Source organism: Burkholderia sp. HI2714 (assembly GCF_002223085.1).
Taxonomy (GTDB): Bacteria; Pseudomonadota; Gammaproteobacteria; order Burkholderiales; family Burkholderiaceae; genus Burkholderia; species Burkholderia lata_D.
The window spans coordinates 1-14990 of the sequence record NZ_NKFM01000009.1 but is presented as its reverse complement, the minus strand read 5'-3'; the positions used below and the strand labels follow the sequence as shown (position 1 = coordinate 14990).

At 67.1% G+C, this 14990-nt stretch carries 15 protein-coding genes and 1 pseudogene; 8 read left to right on the top strand and 8 right to left on the bottom strand.

The annotated features are described in order from the left end of the window. Window positions 1-19: 19 nt before the first annotated feature. On the bottom strand, window positions 20-253 hold the full coding sequence (locus tag CFB82_RS01585; protein WP_069246900.1) for a hypothetical protein: 234 nt from the start codon (window positions 251-253) through the stop codon (window positions 20-22). 348 nt (window positions 254-601) lie between these two features. Between CFB82_RS01585 and CFB82_RS01580 the strand changes: the two genes are divergently transcribed. From CFB82_RS01580 to CFB82_RS01565, 4 genes are read left to right on the top strand one after another with little or no spacing between them, the layout of a single operon-like run. Beyond that, window positions 602-1807: an efflux RND transporter periplasmic adaptor subunit gene (locus CFB82_RS01580; RefSeq protein ID WP_089483285.1), complete on the top strand. Its 1206-nt coding sequence runs from the start codon at window positions 602-604 to the stop codon at window positions 1805-1807. Between the two features lie 7 nt (window positions 1808-1814). Further along, entirely contained in the window at window positions 1815-2513 is a 699-nt protein-coding gene (locus CFB82_RS01575) for an ABC transporter ATP-binding protein (protein ID WP_089483284.1), read from the top strand. Between the two features lie 21 nt (window positions 2514-2534). Then, window positions 2535-3689, top strand: coding sequence for an ABC transporter permease (locus CFB82_RS01570; RefSeq protein WP_089483283.1), 1155 nt, complete (start codon window positions 2535-2537; stop codon window positions 3687-3689). A gap of 8 nt (window positions 3690-3697) precedes the next feature. After that, window positions 3698-4864, top strand: a complete 1167-nt coding sequence (locus tag CFB82_RS01565; protein ID WP_089483282.1) for an ABC transporter permease — start codon at window positions 3698-3700, stop codon at window positions 4862-4864. Between the two features lie 19 nt (window positions 4865-4883). Here CFB82_RS01565 and CFB82_RS01560 read toward each other — a convergent pair whose 3' ends face one another. The 3 genes from CFB82_RS01560 to CFB82_RS01550 form a co-directional block, all read right to left on the bottom strand. After that, window positions 4884-6215 carry a carotenoid oxygenase family protein gene (locus CFB82_RS01560; protein ID WP_089483281.1) on the bottom strand — a complete coding sequence of 444 codons (1332 nt, stop codon included), beginning with the start codon at window positions 6213-6215 and terminating at the stop codon, window positions 4884-4886. A 17-nt stretch (window positions 6216-6232) separates the two neighbouring features. Further along, entirely contained in the window at window positions 6233-6868 is a 636-nt protein-coding gene (locus tag CFB82_RS01555; protein ID WP_089483280.1) for a DUF2239 family protein, read from the bottom strand. 127 nt (window positions 6869-6995) lie between these two features. Then, a complete protein-coding gene (locus CFB82_RS01550) occupies window positions 6996-7727 on the bottom strand; it encodes a glutathione S-transferase family protein (RefSeq protein ID WP_089483279.1) in 732 nt (243 codons plus the stop codon). A gap of 91 nt (window positions 7728-7818) precedes the next feature. On the opposite strand from CFB82_RS01550, the gene CFB82_RS01545 reads away from it, so the two are divergent. From CFB82_RS01545 to CFB82_RS01530, 4 genes are all read left to right on the top strand, one after another. Then, a complete protein-coding gene (locus tag CFB82_RS01545; protein ID WP_089483278.1) occupies window positions 7819-8742 on the top strand; it encodes a LysR substrate-binding domain-containing protein in 924 nt (307 codons plus the stop codon). 206 nt (window positions 8743-8948) lie between these two features. Beyond that, the gene (locus CFB82_RS01540; RefSeq protein WP_089483277.1) at window positions 8949-10289 is read left to right on the top strand and encodes an MFS transporter; all 1341 of its coding nucleotides are present in this window, start codon (window positions 8949-8951) and stop codon (window positions 10287-10289) included. Window positions 10290-10352: 63 nt separating this feature from the next. Beyond that, entirely contained in the window at window positions 10353-11750 is a 1398-nt protein-coding gene (locus CFB82_RS01535; protein WP_089483276.1) for an enolase C-terminal domain-like protein, read from the top strand. Between the two features lie 78 nt (window positions 11751-11828). Continuing rightward, window positions 11829-12188, top strand: coding sequence for a hypothetical protein (locus CFB82_RS01530; protein WP_256990268.1), 360 nt, complete (start codon window positions 11829-11831; stop codon window positions 12186-12188). Window positions 12189-12245: 57 nt separating this feature from the next. Here CFB82_RS01530 and CFB82_RS01525 read toward each other — a convergent pair. The 4 genes and pseudogenes from CFB82_RS01525 to CFB82_RS01510 form a co-directional block, all read right to left on the bottom strand. Beyond that, a pseudogene (locus tag CFB82_RS01525) lies at window positions 12246-12584 on the bottom strand (virulence factor); the annotation flags it as partial. A 260-nt stretch (window positions 12585-12844) separates the two neighbouring features. Continuing rightward, the gene (locus CFB82_RS01520; RefSeq protein ID WP_080741671.1) at window positions 12845-13102 is read right to left on the bottom strand and encodes a PAAR domain-containing protein; all 258 of its coding nucleotides are present in this window, start codon (window positions 13100-13102) and stop codon (window positions 12845-12847) included. Window positions 13103-13111: 9 nt separating this feature from the next. Then, window positions 13112-14578 carry a virulence factor gene (locus CFB82_RS01515; protein ID WP_089483274.1) on the bottom strand — a complete coding sequence of 489 codons (1467 nt, stop codon included), beginning with the start codon at window positions 14576-14578 and terminating at the stop codon, window positions 13112-13114. Next, the gene (locus CFB82_RS01510; RefSeq protein WP_089483273.1) at window positions 14575-14790 is read right to left on the bottom strand and encodes a hypothetical protein; all 216 of its coding nucleotides are present in this window, start codon (window positions 14788-14790) and stop codon (window positions 14575-14577) included. The genes CFB82_RS01515 and CFB82_RS01510 overlap by 4 nt, the downstream gene beginning before the upstream one ends. Between the last annotated feature and the right edge of the window lie 200 nt (window positions 14791-14990).

The window sequence follows — 14990 nt, the reverse complement described above, 5'->3', positions numbered from 1 at the left end:
CCGCGGCGCAACGCGCTTCTTAGTTCTGCGCGCCTGCGTCGTTCGTGCCGGCGGCCGATGCGGCGTCGGCCTTCGCCTTGCCCTTGGCCGAACCGTGGCGCTTCAGCTGGTGCTTCGGCTTGCTGTGATCCTTCTTGGCCGGTGCCGGAGCGGCAGCCGACGCGTCGGCTGCCGGCGCGGACGCCTGTGCGAATGCCGAAACCGATGCGAGTGCGAATGCTGCGGCGATGATCGAAGCGAGCGTCTTCTTCATTGTTCTTCCTTTAGCGGAGAAAAAATCAAACGTACCGGTAAGTAAAGATGCGAGGCATTCGCATCGGAGCCCCAGGCCGCGAAGCCGGCTTTCACCGTTCCACCGCGACAAAACCTGACGCACTGGTTCCATAACGCACCGTGTTCGCGGAAAGTTGACACGTTGCTTGCGCCCCTCGGGTTTCTCCGGGGGAGCACGCGTATGCCCTTGCCTGCCGCCGCCGCGACGGCCGCCCCAACCCGCTCGCGCGCCGTCGGGGCGACGCTTATACTGGCGTCCATCCGTCCCTTTCCCCGGAAACCGGATCGCGGCCGGTCGCCAGACCGCCGCCGTCTCGAGGCGCTCAAATTGCCCGATCACAATCTGGACAAACTGAAGATCGACCGGCGTCCGCTCGCACCGGCGCCCCGTCGCCGCCGGTGGCTCCGCTATGCGGTGGCCGCCGCGCTCGTCATCGGCGCGATCGCCGCCGGCCTCGCGCTCACCGGCCGGCCGGCGGTCGAAACGACCGCCGTCACGTCCGCCTACCCGTACCAGAACGACACGCAACTCAATGCAACCGGCTACGTCGTGCCGCAGCGCAAGGCCGCGGTCGCGTCGAAGGGCCAGGGGCGCGTCGAATGGCTCGGCGTGCTCGAAGGCACGCGCGTGAAGCAGGACGAGATCATCGCGCGGCTCGAAAGCAACGACGTGCGAGCCTCGCTCGCGCAGGCGCGCGCGCAGGTGCAGGTGTCCCGCGCGAACCTCGGCGTCGCGCAGGCGGAACTGAAGGATGCGGAAATCGCGTTGCGCCGCACGTCCGCGCTCGCGCCCAAAGGCGCCGTGCCGGCCGCGCAGCTCGACACCGACACGGCGCGCGTGAACAAGGCGCGCGCGACGCTCAACAGCGACCAGGCCGCGATCGCGTCCGCCGAGGCCAACGCGCAGGCCGCGCAGGTCGCGGTCGACCAGACGGTGATCCGCGCGCCGTTCGACGGCATCGTGCTCGCGAAGCACGCGAACGTCGGCGACAACATCACGCCGTTCTCGTCCGCGTCGGACAGCAAGGGCGCGGTCGTGACGATCGCCGACATGGAGACGCTCGAGGTCGAGGCCGACGTCGCCGAATCGAACATCGCGAAGATCCGCGCCGAGCAGCCGTGCGAGATCCAGCTCGACGCGCTGCCCGACATGCGCTTCGCCGGCCGCGTGTCGCGCATCGTGCCGACCGTCGACCGCTCGAAGGCCACCGTGCTCGTGAAGGTGCGCTTCGTCGACCGCGACGAGCGCGTGCTGCCCGACATGAGCGCGAAGATCGCGTTCCTGTCGAAACCCGCGACCGCGCAGGACCGGCAGCCGGTGACGGCCGTGCAGGCGAGCGCCGTGGTCGAACGCGACGGCCGGCCGGTCGTGTTCGTCGTGAAGGACGACGCCGTGCATGCGGTCGCCGTGACGAAGGGCATGCGGATCGGCGAGCTCGTCGCGGTGCGCGGCGTGACACCCGGCGACACGGTCGTGCTCGCGCCGGGCGCGAAGCTGAAGGACGGCGCGAAAGTGACCGTCGCGAAGAAGTAGCGCACGCGTGAACGACACCCCGCCGCCCCTCGTCGAGATCAGCCACGTCGCGAAGTCGTACCGGCGCGGCAACCAGATCGTGCCCGTGCTGACCGACATCACGCTCGATATCCGCGAAGGCGACTTCGTCGCGCTGATGGGGCCGTCCGGCTCCGGCAAGAGCACGCTGCTGAACCTGGTGGCCGGCATCGACCGGCCCGACAGCGGCGAGCTGCGCGTGGGCGGGCTCGACATCTCGCTGCTCGCGGAGGCGCAACTGGCCGAATGGCGCGCGGCGAACGTCGGCTTCATCTTCCAGTTCTACAACCTGATGCCGGTGCTCACCGCGTTCGAGAACGTCGAGCTGCCGCTGATGCTCACGCACCTGTCGCGCCGCGAGCGGCGCGAGCGCGTCGAGCTCGTGCTCGACATGGTGAACCTCGGCGACCGGACGAGCCATTACCCGTCCGAGCTGTCGGGCGGCCAGCAGCAGCGCGTCGCGATCGCGCGCGCGCTGATCACCGATCCGGTACTGATCGTCGCCGACGAGCCGACCGGCGACCTCGATCGCACGTCGGCCACCGACGTGCTCGCGATGCTGCAGCGGATGAACGCCGAGCTCGGCAAGACGATCATCATGGTGACCCACGACGCGCACGCGGCCGGCGCCGCGCGCTCGCTCGTGCATCTGGAAAAAGGGGAGCTGATCGATGGGCACGCCGGCTGACCGGCGGCGGGAGCGCGCGCCATGTATGTGCTGAAGCTGATCGCGCGCAACGCGTTGCGGCACCGGCTGCGCACGCTCTTGACCGTGCTCGGGCTGACCATCGCGGTGCTCGCGTTCGGACTGCTGCACACGGTGGTCGACGCGTGGTACGCGGGCGCGGCGGCCGCGTCCAGCGGGCGGCTCGTCACGCGCAACGCGATCTCGCTCGTGTTTCCGCTGCCCGTGAGCTACGAGAACCGGATCCGCGGCGTCGAAGGCGTGACGGCCGTGGTCCGCTCGAACTGGTTCGGCGGCATCTATCGCGACCCGAAGAACTTCTTCGCGAGCTTCGCGGTGTCGGAGAACTACCTCGACCTGTACCCGGAATTCATCCTGCCCGCACAGCAGCGCGCCGACTACGATCGCGACCGCCGCGGCTGTCTCGTCGGCCGCCAGCTCGCGACGCAATTCGGCTTCAAGATCGGCGACGTGATCCCGCTGAAGGGCACGATCTATCCGGGCACGTGGGACTTCGTCGTGCGCGGCATCCTCGACGGCCGCGACGATTCGACGATCACGCGCCAACTGGTGTTCCACTGGGATTACCTGAACGAGACGGTGCGCAAGCGCACGCCGAAGCAGGCCGACCAGGTCGGCGTATTCGTGCTCGGCGTCGCGAACCCCGACGACGGCGCGTCGATCGCGCGCAACGTCGACGCGGTGTTCAAGAACTCGCTCGCCGAGACGCTGACCGAAACCGAGCAGGCGTTCCAGCTCGGCTTCGTCGCGATGTCGAACCAGATCATCGCGGCGATCCGCCTCGTGTCGTACGTGGTGATCCTGATCATCATGGCCGTGATGGCCAACGCGATGGCGATGAGCGCGCGCGAACGCACGGCCGAATACGCGACGCTGAAGGCGCTCGGCTTCGGCCCCGGCTTCCTCGCGCTGATCGTGTTCGGCGAATCGGTCGTGATCGCAGTGGCCGGCGGCGGGCTCGGAATCCTCGCGACGCCGCCCGCCGCGAGCCTGTTCAAGCAGGCGGCCGGCGGCATCTTCCCGGTATTCAAGGTGTCGACCGAGACGGTCGTGCTGCAGGCCGCGTGCTCGGTCGCAGTCGGCTTCGCGGCGGCGATCGTGCCGGCGTGGCAGGCGGCGCGCGTGCGCGTCGTCGAAGGCCTCAGGGCCATCGGCTAGGTTTGCACATGGCGATCCCGCTCAACTACATCGCGCGCAACCTGTGGACCCGGCGGCTCACCACCGCGCTGACCGCCGGCGGGATGGCGCTCGTGATCTTCGTGTTCGCGACCGTGCAGATGCTCGACGCGGGGCTCACGAAGACGCTCGTGTCGACCGGCGAACCCGACAACGCGGTGGTGATCCGCAAGGGCGCCGAAACCGAGATCCAGAGCTCGATCGACCACCAGCAGGCCAATGCGCTCGAGATGCACCCGGCGGTCGCGCTCGGCCCCGACGGCCGGCCGCTCGTATCGAAGGAGGCGGTCGTGCTGATCTCGCTGGTGAAGACGTCGTCCGGCAAGCCGTCGAACGTGGTGATCCGCGGCGTGTCGCCGGCCGGCCTCGCGCTGCGCCCGCATGTGACGCTCACCGCCGGCCGCCTGTTCACGCCCGGCTCGTCGGAAATCATCGTCGGCAGCGCGATCGCGAAAGGCTTCAGCGGCACGCAGCTCGGCGACAGCCTGCATTTCGCGCAGCGCGACTGGACCATCGTCGGCATCTTCGACGCGGGCGGCAGCGGCTTCGATTCGGAGATCTGGGGCGACGTCGACCAGCTGATGCAGTCGTTCCGGCGCACCAGCTATTCGTCGATGGTGCTGCGCATCCCGAGCGCCGACGGCTTCGCGCGTTTCAAGGCCGACATCGACGTCGACCCGCGCCTCACCGACGAGGCGAAACGCGAACAGACCTTCTACGGCGACCAGTCGAAGGCGCTGTCGACGTTCATCAACATCCTCGGCATCACGCTGTCGACGATCTTCTCGATCGCCGCGATGATCGGCGCGATGATCACGATGTATGCGTCGGTCGCGAACCGCGTCGCCGAGATCGGCACGCTGCGCGCGCTCGGCTTCAAGCGCAGGAACGTGCTTGCCGCGTTCCTGCTGGAAGCGCTGCTGCTCGGCTTCGTCGGCGGCGTCGCGGGGCTCGCGTGCGCGTCGCTGATGCAGTTCGCGTCGTTCTCGACGACCAACTTTCAAACCTTCGCCGACCTGTCGTTCCGCTTCGTGCTGACGCCCGCGATCGTCGTGAAGACGCTGCTGTTCTCGCTGGTGATGGGGCTCGTCGGCGGATTCCTGCCGGCGATGCGCGCCGCGCGGCTGAAGATCGTCGACGCGCTGCGCGCGCAGTGACGCGCGCCGCCGCTCACGTTCAACGTTCGCGGGGCACCCACGCGCCGTGGAACCCGGCCGGCACGCGGCGCGGCAGGTGCACGGTGGCAACCGGCCCCGCGTCGATCGCGCGCGCATCTAGGATCACGACGTCGCTCGTCTCCGTCGCCGCGCGGTAGACCATCACGAGCAGCCAGCCGTCGTCCTCGTCGGTGCCGCCCGGGCGCGGCACGAACACGGGCTCGCCGTTCTGGTCGCCGGGCGGCACCGCGTAATGCGTCGTCGTGCCGCGCGCGTGGTCGAAGCGCATCACGCCGCGCATTTCCGCGTTGTTCGGTTGCTCGACCGCATACAGATAGCGGTAGCGGCGCCCCGTCCGGCTTTCGTTGATGCGCGGCAGCTCGATGCCGCCATCGGCGAGCGGCCCTTCGTCGATCAGCCCGTTCGCCGTATCGATCACGTAGCGCCACAGCTCGCCGACCGGGTTGTCGGCGAAGCGGCCCGTGCCCGCGTCGAGCCGCAGGAACGACGGATAGCGCACCGCATCGAGCACGATGCACGACGCATCGCAGTCGTATGCGTTCACGACGTGCAGGATGAAGCACGGCTCGACGCCGAACCAGCGCACCGCGCCGCCGTGGCGCGGGATCACGCCGATGCGCGCAGGCCGGTCGTCGTGCCAGCGCAGCGGCATCCGGTGGCCCAGCTTCAGCAGCGAGAAGTCGTAGCCGACGTTCAGGTCGAGCAGCAGGCTGCGGGTTTCGGTGATCGCGAGGTCGTGCATCATCGACGGCGCGTGCAGGTCGATCTCGAGATCGACGCGCTGCACGCCCTGCGCGTCGGCCACCCCGTAGCGCAGCCACGGTGCGCGCCAGTCCGCGCGGAACGCGATCAGCTCGCCCGTCACCGGATCGACCTTCGGATGCGCGGTCATCCCGCCGCCGAGGCCCGCGTGCCGCGCCGGCACGCCGAGCGACTCGAGCGCGGTCGTGATCGCGAACGGCGCGCCGCCCTCCGACAGCGCGAGCAACTCGCCGGCATGCTGCAGCACGTTCACGTTCGGGTTGCTGTCGGGCAGTTGCGATGCTGCTTCAGGGGCATGCACGGCGGCCCAGCGCTGCGTGCGCGCCCAGCGGTTCCGGTAGCCGGTCGCGCGGCCGCCTTCGAACGTGATCGCGTGCAGCATCGCGGCTTCCGGCCACCACGACAGCATGTCGCTCCCGTCGAAGCGGCCGCCCGGCGGATTCGGCCCGTTGCGCAGCAACGTGCCGGCGAGTTCGTGCGGGATCGCGCCGCTCACGCGCAGGTCGACGAGATCGACCTCGTCGGCAACCGGCGCGAGCGCGCCGCGGTTCAGATCGAATGCGGTCATGGCGTCCGATGCTCCTGTCAGCAGTCTTCGGTGGACGGCGGCAGTTCGCCGCGCGCCAGTGCGAGCGCATGGTCGCGCACGTCGTCCGGCCAGCCGGCGATCAGCTCGGCGACGCGTGTCAGGTCGTTCGCATACAGCGCACGCGCGGCCTCCTCGAAACCGGGCAGGTCGCCCGCCATCGCCGACATGAAGTGGTAGGTGCGCGCCTGCGCATCGCGTCGCCGGTCGGCTTCCGCGTGTGTGCGTCGTGCGTCCTCGACGAGCTTGCGCAACGCGACCGACGCGCCGCCGGGCTGCGTGGCCAGCCATTCCCAGTGACGCGGCAGCAGCGTGACCTCGCGCGACACGACGCCGAGCTTCGGCCGGCCGCGGCCGCGCTGTTCGCCCGCGCCGGCGCCGGCCGGCTCGCCGGCGGCGCTGGCCGTATCGCCCGACGGCGGTGCGTAGCGCGCGCGGATTTCGTCCGCCGTGCCGCGCAGGTCGAGGTCGATCGAGCGGCCCGTCGCATCGTCGAAGATCAGGATCGTGCCGGGCATCGCATCGCCGGCGGCCTGCCGGACCGCGAGCGCGACCGTCGCGAGCGGGCCCGACGCGAGCCGCCGGTGGCCGTCGAACGCCGTATAGGAAGGGAGCAGTGTGGTGGTGGTGGTCATCGTGATCGCCCGCAGGCTGGAATCGGAATGACGCTATTTTTATCCGGGTATAAATTGGATGTCAATATCATCCGGGTAAAAATATGGCGCCAGCGCATTCCATTCCTTCGGGTGATCGCGACGCCGGTCAGATCGCGCGGGCCGGAATCACGATGTCGCGTGCGCTTGCCAGTGCTTCGTCGACCGATACATGCCCTTCGAACGCCGACGATCCCGGCAGCGGCAGGTTTTCCTCGATCGCATGCGCGAACTGCACGCCTGCATCGTCCGCGAGCCGCGCACGCAGCGCGGCAACACGCGGAAACGCTTCGGGCTCGAACACCGCGTGATAGTCGGCCCAACGGGCGATCCCGGTGAAGTACGCGTCGGCCAGCGTGCGCCGTGCGCCCAGCAGCCACGGGCCTTCACCGCGCTCGAGCATCGCCTCGAGCTGCCGGTGCGCCTTCAGCACCTTGCCGCGGCCGTACGCCTGCAACGCCGCTTTCTCGGCGCCTTCGGTGTCGTGTTCGTACACGTACCAGAGCGCACCGAACGCGTTGAAGAACGTCGTGTTCAACCATGCCAGCATCCGGTTCAGCCGGTCGAAATCCGCGCTGCCCTGGCGGAACGCAAGGCCGCTGTCGAGCGCCTGCGCGCCGATATGGCCGAGGATCGCGAGGCTTTCGGTCAGCACGTCGCCGTTCGCGGTCACGAACGCCGGCGTCTCGGCGACGGGGTTCAGCGCGAGGAACGCGTCGCTCGTCACGATGCCCGGCATCGTGATGCGCGACAGCCGGTACGGGCGGCCGGTCCATTCGAGCGCAACGATCGAGCCGAACGAGCAGCCGGCGGGAATGCCGTAGAGAAGAATGGGGGACATCGGGAGATTCCGCAGAAGTTGAACGAGCAGCCATGCTCCCACGGCGAACGATGGCGCAGTAGCCGCTAAAATCGAAACCCGTCGTTTCCCCATGTGGACGCTGGAAGTGAACCTGAACGATCTCTACCTGTTCGTGCAGGCGGTCGACGCCGGCAGCATGTCGGCCGCTGCGCGCCGGCTGGACCTGCCGAAATCGACGGTCAGCAAACGCGTGGCCGAGCTCGAGCGCACGCTCGGCGCGCGGCTCGTGCATCGCACGTCGCGCAGCTTCCGGCTCACGCCGGTCGGCGCCGAGTTCTTCGAACATGCCCGCGCGGCCGTGATCGAGGCCGAAAGCGCGCGCGACGCGGTGCTGCGGCAAGCCGCCGAGCCGGCCGGCGTCGTGCGGATCACGAGCTCGGTGCCGGTTGCGCAGCACATCCTCGCGCCGTGCCTGCCCACGCTGGCGATCGCGCACCCGAAGCTGCTGCTGCAGATTCACGCGAGCGACCGCCTCGTCGACATCGCGCAGGAAGGCTTCGACATCGCCGTGCGCAGCCATTTCGCGCCGCTGCCCGATTCCGCGCTCGTGCAACGGCCGCTCGCGGCATCGCCGATCGTCGCCGTGGCGTCACCGGCCTATCTTGCGCGTGCCGGCACACCGGACACGCCCGCCGATCTCGCGCAGCATGACGGGCTGCAACCGGCCCCGCAGCCGTGGCGGCTGCAACGCGGCGAGGACACCGTCGACGTGACGCCGCGCCTGCGCCTGCAGGCCGACGAATCGACGCTGCTGCTGCAGGCGGCGAACGCCGGCCTCGGTATCGCCTGCCTGCCCGACTGGATCGCCGGCGCGGCGCTCGCGTCCGGTGCCCTCGTGCGCGTGTTGCCCGGCTGGCGCGCCGGCACCGTCACGACGACGCTGCTGATGCCGCACCGGCGCGGCCAGTTGCCCGGCGTGCGCGCCGCCGTCGAGTTTCTCGCGCAGCACGTGGCGCGCCATCACGGCACCGCCGCGGACGACGCCCGTGCCTGAGCGATCGTCTGACCGATCGATTCAAATCGTGAATCGATCAAGTCAGCAATTGGCATGAAGGCCCAAATTTCGCCATGACAGAATGGCCCGGACGCCCTGCCCTGCGGTAGCGGCGTCCGGCCTCCGGCCGGCAGCACCCATACGAATGGCGCGCATCGACGCGCCCGCCGCACGACGGCACCTTCCGCCCTTCGGAGGAGACAGTCATGAATCCGCTTCAAGCGCTGCCGGCGTCCGCGTCGGCAACGGCCCGGCGCACGCGCGTGCGCTGGCTGGTGCTGGCCGTCCTGTTCGCGGTCACGACGATCAACTACGCGGATCGCGCGGCGATCGCGATCGCCGGCCCGAGCCTCGCCCGCGCGCTGCACCTGAGCCACGTGCAGATGGGCTTCATCTTTTCCGCGTTCGGCTGGTCGTACGTGATCGCGCAATTGCCGGGCGGCTGGCTGCTCGACCGCTACGGGTCGCGCATCGTCTACGCATTCAGCATCTTCTTCTGGTCGCTGTTCACGCTGCTGCAAGGCGGGATCGGCTTCTTCGGCGGCGCGGCCGCGTTCGCGCTTCTGTTCGGGCTGCGCTTCCTGGTCGGCGCGGCCGAGGCGCCGTCGTTCCCGGCCAACAGCCGGATCGTGTCCGCGTGGTTCCCTGCGCCCGAGCGCGGCACCGCGTCGGCGATCTTCAACGCCGCGCAGTACGCGGCGACCGTCGTGTTCGCGCCGCTGATGGGCTGGCTCGTGCACGCGTTCGGCTGGCAGTCGGTGTTCGCGGTGATGGGCGTGCTCGGCTTCGCGTTCGTGCTGGTGTGGAACCGCACGATGTACGACCCGAAGGACCACCCGACCATCAACCGCGCGGAACTCGACTACCTCGCCGAAGGCGGCGCGCTCGTCAACATCGACCAGGCGACCGGCGGGCGCGACGGCGGCCCGTCGATGCGCCACGTGAAGGCGCTGCTGAAGAGCCGGATGCTGATCGGCGTGTACGTCGCGCAGTACTGCATCAACGCGCTCACCTATTTCTTCATCACGTGGTTTCCCGTCTATCTCGTGCAGGCGCGCGGGATGTCGATCCTCAACGCGGGGCTCGTCGCGTCGATCCCGGCCGTGTGCGGGTTCCTCGGCGGGATTCTCGGCGGCGTCGTGTCCGACGGGCTGCTCAAGCAGGGCCGCTCGCTGTCGGTCGCGCGCAAGGTGCCGATCGTGTTCGGCATGCTGCTGTCGATGTCGATGATCGTCTGCAACTACACCGATTCGCACGTGCTCGTCGTGCTGTTCATGGCGCTGTCGTTCTTCGGCAAGGGGCTCGGCGCGCTCGGCTGGGCCGTCAACGCCGACACCGCGCCGCGCCAGATCGCGGGCTTGAGCGGCGCGCTGCTCAACACGTGCGGCAACCTCTCCAGCATCACGACGCCGATCGCGATCGGCTACATCGTCGACCGCAGCGGCTCGTTCAACGGCGCGCTGGTCTATGTCGTCGCGCACGCGCTCGTCGCCGTGATCTGCTACCTGTTCGTCGTCGGCGAGATCCGCCGCGTCGAGCTTCAATGAACATGCACGGGCCGCGCCGGCGCAGCCGGCGGCCCGTGCCCCACCGGAACCAGGAGCGAACCGATGTCCGAATCCCGCCGTGCCGGCACTCCGCACGTCACGCGCATGCAGGTGATTCCCGTCGCCGGCCGCGACAGCATGCTGCTCAACCTGTGCGGCGCGCACGCGCCGTACTTCACGCGCAACCTCGTGATCCTCGACGACAGCAGCGGACACACGGGCGTCGGCGAAGTGCCGGGCGGCGAAGGCATCCGCCACGCGCTCGAGCGCATGACGGATCTCGTGGTCGGCCAGTCGATCGGACGCTACCAGGCGACGCTCAACGCGGTGCGCGCGGCGCTGTCCGGCGCGGGCCCGGGTGCGGGCCGCACGATCCGGCACGAGGTGACGTCGGCCGGCGAAGCCGCGGTGCTGCGCCAGCCGCACGAGATCAACCTGCGGCTCGACAACGTGATCACCGCGATCGAGGCCGCGCTGCTCGACCTGCTCGGCCAGCATCTCGACGTGCCGGTCGCGGCGCTGCTCGGCGAAGGCCAGCAGCGCGACGCGGTGCCGATGCTCGCGTACCTGTTCTATATCGGCGATCGCGGCCGCACCGACCTGCCGTATCGCGACGAGGCGCAGGCGACGGACGCGTGGTTCCGGTTGCGCAACGAAGCGGCGCTCACGCCGGCCGCGATCGCGCGGCAGGCCGAGGCCGCGGTCGATCGCTACGGCTTCGCCGATTTCAAGCTGAAGGGCGGCGTGATGGCCGGCGCCGACGAGATGGAAGCGATCGCCGCGATCAAGGCGCGCTTTCCCGACGCGCGCGCGACGCTCGACCCGAACGGCGCGTGGTCGCTCGACGAGGCCGTCGCGCTGTGCCGCGGACAAGGCCACCTGCTCGCGTATGCGGAAGATCCGTGCGGGCCGGAAGGCGGCTATTCGGGCCGCGAGGTGATGGCCGAATTCCGCCGCGCGACGGGAATCCCGACCGCGACCAACATGATCGCGACCGACTGGCGGCAGATGGATCATGCGGTACGGCTGCAGGCGGTCGACATCCCGCTCGCCGACCCGCATTTCTGGACGATGCAGGGCTCGGTGCGGCTCGCGCAGCTGTGCCGCGACTGGGGGCTCACGTGGGGCTCGCATTCGAACAACCACTTCGACGTGTCGCTCGCGATGTTCACGCATGCGGCGGCGGCCGCGCCCGGCACGATCACCGCAATCGACACGCACTGGATCTGGCAGGAAGGCGACGCGCGGCTTACGCGCGAGCCGCTGAAGATCGTCGGCGGCCAGGTGGCCGTGCCGGAGCGGCCGGGGCTCGGGATCGAACTCGACATGGCGCAGGTCGAGGCCGCGCATGCGCTCTATCGGCAAGTCGGCGGCACGGCGCGCGACGACGCGGTCGCGATGCGCTATCTCGTGCCGGGGTGGACGTACGATCCGAAGCGGCCGAGTTTCGGGCGGGGGTGAAGGTGGCGGCGGGCAGCGGCGGGTGGTTGCCAAACACCGGAAACGCCCGCATCCTGCTGGCTGCCTGAACCTGCCCGCGTGGCGACCGGTTCGACGGCCCGTCCACCCGAAAAAGAACCGCCCGTCATGACGTCTTCCGATCCGACACCGCGACAGCTCATCGTCTACATCCTGTATTCGGTGCTGGGCCTGCCCGCGAGCATGACCGCCGCTGGTTACGGCGCGACGCTGATGACGCGGAACGTGCCGAACTTCGAAGGCGGCGCCGGCTACGCGGCGCTCTGGTGGATCATCCTGCTGACCTGCGCGTTCTACGCGCTGTCGTTCGTCATCTTCGCGCTGCTGCGGAAGAGAACAGTGATTCTGGCGGTCATCACGGTGGCGTTTGCCGCGTTGGCGGTGCCGACGGCCAGGCTTATCCACGAGTTGATGACCTGATCTCCGTCTGTCGTCGCTCTACGGCGGCCGGCATTCCCGGCGGTCTCGCGATCACGCTCAGTATGAGTAACCCTGGATGCCGTAGTTCGTGTCGTGTCGACGCCCCCACCACGGCAGATACGCATTGTTTTCACCACGTGCGCGGAACCAGTCGGCGTTCGCATTGATCGGCGTGAGCTTCGACGGCGGCAGCACGACGACGGCAGTCGGGTGGCCGGTGTCCGTTGTACCGGCAACCAGTGCGTTACCGCCGAAATGGTTGATCCGACCGATCGCGAGCGCGATGTCCGTCAGTGCAGTGCCCGCGCCCATGTCGCCAAGCAGCGCCGGCGTGAAGACCTGCTTCGTGTAGTCGAATTCCGGCAGGGTTTCCGCGAGCGTCTGCGGCAGTGAGGAGAAGTGGTTTCTCCTGGACTGGCGTCGACGCTGTCGGTGCGGAAGTGGGCTGTGCAGCCTCCGAGTTCGACGATGACCATGCCGTAGCGAATGCAGAGCAACTATTCCCGCCAAGGCTTGCAGTCCTACCCATCGTGTCATTTGTTTGTGCCGGTATCTGGCCCAACCCTGGACACCGTTTGCATTGAATATCGCTTCACGCAAAACACTAGCCAATTCGACTACAGACAAGGAATCAAAAATGCGTCATCACACCCGGCTCAGGAGAGGCCGGAGGTGGCGACTGACGAAATGAGCACCGCGCCGCACGAGGTTTTATGACCATCGAACGACGCGGGCGCGCCCTCCACATCGAAACCGGCCTCGCCATCGATGATCACCACCTCACCATGCAGCGGGCACGTGCAGCGATCGCCCTGACGGGCGACCGCGCGCCCCATGACTTCACTGTTGGAGGCACCGGTCTCTACGCGGCCACCATGGCTATGCACGTCCCCCACCCGAATAATGCCGCGCATGAATGCTCCTCAGTACGAGTAACCCTGGATGCCGTAGTTCGTGTCGTGTCGACGCCCCCACCAAATGAGATACGCATTGTTCTCGCCGCGTGCGCGGAACCAGTCTCCGTCCGGGTTGATCGGAGTGAGCTTCGAAGGCGGCAGCACGACGACGGCTGTCGGGTGACCGGCATCCGTTGTACCGGCAACCAGCGCATTGCCGCCGAAGTGATTGATCCGACCGATCGCGAGCGCGATGTCCGTCAGCGCCGTGCCCGCGCCCATGTCGCCAAGCAGCGCCGGCGTGTTGAAGACCTGCTTCGTGTAGTCGAATTCCGGCAGGGTTTCCGTGAGTGTCTGTGACAGCGAGGCAAGACGCGTCGACGCCGCGTCGCTGCCCTTGCCTGCGTCGTGCACGACGAACTGGATGCTTGCGGGGTCGACGTTTGCGTTTTGAGCCGCCTGCGTGATCGTCGCTTTCCATGCCTGGACCGCGCGCGTCGTGCCGGCCTTCGCTTCGTAGTCACTTACCTTGCTCGTCGCTGCCTTGCCGATCCATGCGAGTGGCTCGCGTTCGGTCTTCAGATCGGGGCCGGCGAGGAACAGCACGGTGAGGTTCTCGTTCGTCTGCGCATCTCTGGGTGGAAAGCTCGGCGCGTCCCAGTTCATCACCCACACGCTTTCCTGCGGATGCGCTTGCAGATAGTCGAGTGCAGCGTTCAGCGACGTGAATCCGGCATTTGCACCGCCGACGTGGATCTGAATGTCCGCAGGCAGATCCTTGCTCCATAGATCCTTTGCGGACTTATTGCCAATTTCAAAATAATCCTTGATCTGATAGGCCAAATAGTCTTTCGCCTCCTTCGACCCAAGTCGCTGAGGTATCGCAAACTCGACACGAATACCCGCCAGCTCTCGCCATTGATGCGGGTCGTGTGGCTGGACCGTATAGAAATAGTGACCATTCATCACATATTTCTCGGCGAATAAGCCCAGGAACTTAGAGATATATTTTTCATAGAACCCGTCGAAACTTTCCGCCCCGTTGTTGCCATAGGCAACTCCAGCGACAGGGCGAACAGCACCGAACGCCTTGGGGTCCTTTCTGACCATATCGTCATTCTTGTTCGGCTTGACGAGCCCCAACGTCCACAACAATTGCCATTCCGTTGGATAGTCACGGCGTTGGAGAGGATTGAGCCATTCCAGACCGACCACCTGTGCGAGAAACGGCTTCTCCTGGACTGGCGCAGAAGGTGTCGGCACGGAAACGGGCTGTGCAGCCTCCGCAGTCGAAGATGACCAAGCCGTGGCAAATGCAAAAACAGCGATCCCAGCCAGGGCCGGCAATCCAATCCATCGTGTCATTTCCTCTCCCATGCTTCGTGTCTGTGCGCCGTGACCAATCGCTTCGATAGCAACGACACCCATCACAAGTAGTACTCCAACCAATGCCAGTGCAAGGCGTCGTGACCGGGAAGCGAACAACGATCTCATACGCCCCCCCCGATACCGAGCAACGCACCACCCTGACGCTTGTCGTCTATTGATTTAGGCAGCGTCGCTTCAGGGTCTTTAAGCACCCAATCCTGCAAAAAGTCGCCATTCATCTTTCCTTTCTCGAAGTAAGCCGCATAAATCTTGTTCGGGTTGACCTTGTCCAGACTCTCACCGAATCTCCAGTCGGCCTCAATCCTGAACTGGTTCAATTGCTCATTCGAAATTCGACAGATGCCGATCGCAACATCGTAAGCTCTCAACAGAAAGTAAATCTATAATTTGATCCGAATCCTTGAAGGACCGTATCGACGTCTTCTTCAAGGGTTTGGATGTCACGCGCCTTGAAGGCCAGCCACTCATATTTCATCTTGTGCCACAGTTTCTCGATGCGATTGAGCTCCGGGCTGTA